The 3,154-nt window shown below is 66.2% G+C and carries 4 protein-coding genes; 1 reads left to right on the top strand and 3 read right to left on the bottom strand.

Annotated elements, in window-relative coordinates; translation table 11 throughout:
* Positions 1 to 1,136 (top strand): sulfatase-like hydrolase/transferase (locus M3498_18465; protein MDQ3461251.1); only part of this gene is annotated, 1,136 nt, incomplete at its 5' end.
* Here the strand turns inward: M3498_18465 and M3498_18460 are convergent.
* From M3498_18460 to M3498_18450, 3 genes are all read right to left on the bottom strand, one after another.
* Positions 1,108 to 2,166 carry a rod shape-determining protein gene (locus M3498_18460; protein ID MDQ3461250.1) on the bottom strand — a complete coding sequence of 353 codons (1,059 nt, stop codon included), beginning with the start codon at positions 2,164 to 2,166 and terminating at the stop codon, positions 1,108 to 1,110. The genes M3498_18465 and M3498_18460 overlap by 29 nt on opposite strands.
* A gap of 241 nt (positions 2,167 to 2,407) precedes the next feature.
* The gene (locus tag M3498_18455; protein ID MDQ3461249.1) at positions 2,408 to 2,737 is read right to left on the bottom strand and encodes a tRNA-binding protein; all 330 of its coding nucleotides are present in this window, start codon (positions 2,735 to 2,737) and stop codon (positions 2,408 to 2,410) included.
* A 199-nt stretch (positions 2,738 to 2,936) separates the two neighbouring features.
* Positions 2,937 to 3,154, bottom strand: a 218-nt coding sequence (locus tag M3498_18450) for a hypothetical protein (protein MDQ3461248.1), incomplete at its 5' end; no start/stop codon positions are given.

Genomic DNA, 3,154 nt, shown 5'->3' with positions numbered 1-3,154 from the left:
AAGCGGCCCTGGCGACCTGCTGGCCGATGCCCTACCTGAGCGAGCACGAGCGCGAACGCTGGCAGCGCGCCCGCGACGAGCACATCGAGCCCCTGCGGCGGGCCTCGCCCTGGCCGCTCATGTACCCCTCGCCCCTGCCACCGGAGGCGCAACAGACCACCTGGATTACCGACCTGGGCCTCGACTTCATGCGGCGCCACCTAGACGAGCACCCCGAGAAGCCCTTCCTCTGCCACCTCTCCTACGTCGACCCGCACGACCCCTACGACCCGCCCGAGCCCTATGCCGGCATGTTCCCTCCCGAGAGCATGCCCGAGCCGCTGCCCGCGCGCTGGTTGGAGCGCGCTCCCGAGGCCCTCCTCAAGAAGCGGCGCTTCGCGGGCTTCGAGCGCATCGCCGACGATAGGGAGGCGCTCAGGCAACTTCAAGCCTATTATCACGGCTCCCTGCGCTTTATCGACGACCAGCTCGCTCGGCTCGAGCGCTTCTTGGACGAGCGCGGGCTGCGCGAGAACACCATTGTCGTCTTCACCAGCGACCACGGCGAGATGCTCGGCGACCACGGGCTCATCACCAAGGGCGTCGCCCACTACGATAAGGGTGTCCGCTGCCCGCTCATCGTGAGCGGTCCCCTGCTCGCGCCGGGGCAGGTGAACGACCGTCTGCTCTGTTCGCTCGATTTCTTCCCGACCTTTTGCGACTGGGCCGGGCTCGAGCGCAGACCCCTGCTCGAGGGTAAGTCCTTTGCCGCGGCCTGCCGCGGCGACGAGAGTGAGGGCTGGGATAGCGTCACCGTGGAGTCCGACCACTGCCCGGACGTCCATCCTTCGGTCCGCAGCGTCCTTACAGAAGACGGCTGGCGCCTCACGGTCTTCGACGAAGACGGCGGCTACGGCGAGATGTTCGACCTGAGCAGCGACCCGCTCGAGGCGCGCAACCTCTATTTCGACCCCGCCTGGGTGGACAAGAAAGTAGCGCTGCTCGAGCGTCACGCCAGGGCTTATACGCGCGCGGCGCAGGTCCAGCAACAGCGGAATCTGCCCATCAAGGACGGTCTGCCTCACCGTGTGTTCCAAGGTTTCAGTCTGATCGACGATGTGCTTGTTACTAACGCCGCGAAAAGCTGTCGGTCATGAGGGCGTCTTGCAGGACCGGCAGCATGTCGAGCGCCTTGCCGGTGCCCAAGGCCACGCACTCGGTGGCGTTCTCGGCGACGGCCACGGGGATGCCGGTGTGCTGCCTCAAGAGCTCGTCGAAGTTGCGCAGGAGCGAGCCGCCGCCCGTCATGATGATGCCACGGTCGATGATGTCCGAGACGAGCTCGGGCGGGGCGAGCTCCAGGACGCGCCGCACCCCGTCGGCGATCTTCTGCAGGGGCTCCTTCAGGGCCTCGGTCACGTCTTCGGTGGTGACGCGAATGGTCTTGGGCAGGCCGTTGATGAGGTCGCGGCCGCGCACCTCTATGTCGCGCACGTCATCGGGCTTGGAGATGATCGCCGCGCCGACTTTCACCTTGATCTCTTCGGCGGTGCGGTCGCCGATCAGCAGGTTCTCGTTGTGGCGGGTGTGGCGGATGATGGCCTCGTCGAACTCGTTGCCGGCGATGCGCAAGGACTCCGACACGACGAGGCCGCCTAATGAAATGACCGAGATGTCGGTGGTGCCCCCGCCGATATCGACGATCATCGAGCCCGTCGGCTCGGCGATGTTGACGCCCGCGCCGATGGCCGCGGCCAGCGTCTCCTCGATCAAAAAGGCCTTGCGCGCGCCCACCTCGCGGACGGCCTGCAAGACCGCGCGCCGCTCGACTTCGGTGACGCCCGAGGGCACGCTCACCATGACGTGGGGCTTGAAAAACCTGCTCGGGCCGGTCAGGACCTTGTTGACAAAGGCCTTGAGCATCTTTTCGGTCATGTCGTAGTCGGCGATGACGCCGTCGCGCATGGGCCTCACCGCGATGACGTTGCCGGGGGTGCGGCCGAGCATCCTATAGGCCTCGTCGCCGACCGCTTTTACTTCACGGGTGTCGCGCACGATGGCGATCACCGAAGGTTCGCGGAGCATGATGCCCTTGCCCTTGACGAAGATGAGCACCGTCGCGGTTCCGAGGTCCACGCCGATTTCCTGCCAGGGTTTCATCGTCCTCCACGTCTGCAAAACACGCATCTCCTCAACACTCGCGACTCGAGCAGCCTTTTGCTGCGCCCTTCGCCCGTCTAGCGGCTCGGGTTGATGGTGCAGTATACCCTGTTGAAGATGTCCTCCAAGTGCCGGCTCCGCTCGAGCCCCGTGCGGGCGAGCTCAAGACCGGCCCGTGCGTCAGCCACGGGCGCGCTCCAAGGGCGCCACGGCTCGAGGCTCCTTCTTCAGTAGACCCTCTTCAGTAGACCCTCTTCAGTAGACCCTTTCAGTAGACCCTGGCGCCGGGAGGCACGGTGCGCTCCACGGCCAGCAGCACCACCCGGCCCGCGTCGTCGCCCGCGCCCATCACCAGGACCTCGGAAGGGAAACCCGCGATGGTCCGCGTGCCCAGGTTGACGGCGGCTACGACTAGGCGACCGACGAGGTCTTCGGGCGCGTAGAGGTCGGTGAGCTGGGCGCTCGAGGTCTTCTCGCCGAGTTCGCCGAAGTCGAGCCAGAGCTTGAAGGCGGGTTTGCGGGCGCGCTCGTTGACTTCGGCGCGGAGGACGCGGCCGACGCGCAGGTCGAGGGTTTGAAAGGCGTCGTAAGGGGTCATCCGGCCATCTTACCGTCCGTCAGCGCGAGCGCAGGAAAGCTGCCCGCCAGGGCACCTCGCTGTCGATCACGAGCTCGAGGCCGACCTCGCTCGAATAGACACAGGTCACCCCCGTGGAGGGGCGTAGACGAGTTCCCCGGCCCCGTTACCGACAGCCAAGGTTACACAGGTTGCAAAGGTTCAGCGAGGTCGGCGGCCGCTAACGCAGGGTCTCGCGATGCCCCAGTTCCCGAGCCCCTGTGCAGAGCCCCGCGACCGTCCTCTGGGCTTCGGCATACTCGCGAATGCGCGTGCGGCAGGTGTCGCCCTCGGCTTCCGTTCCGGTAAGCAGGTAGATGAAGTCCTGATCGCCGTCCTCCTCGGTGTTGGGAGCAAGGGCGGCGTCCCCACCATATCGCTCGGCGACCTGCGTGAAGC

Source organism: Deinococcota bacterium (assembly GCA_030858465.1).
Lineage (GTDB): Bacteria > Deinococcota > Deinococci > Deinococcales > Trueperaceae > JALZLY01.
Note: the sequence above shows the minus strand (reverse complement) of the source record. Positions and strands in the feature narration are given on the sequence as shown.

Bases quoted from the DNA above. Each gene is read 5' to 3' on its own strand.
- M3498_18455 (MDQ3461249.1), bottom strand. From the start codon at position 2,737: ATGACCCCTTACGACGCCTTTCAAACCCTCGACCTGCGCGTCGGCCGC.
- M3498_18460 (MDQ3461250.1), bottom strand. From the start codon at position 2,166: ATGCGTGTTTTGCAGACGTGGAGGACGATGAAACCCTGGCAGGAAATC.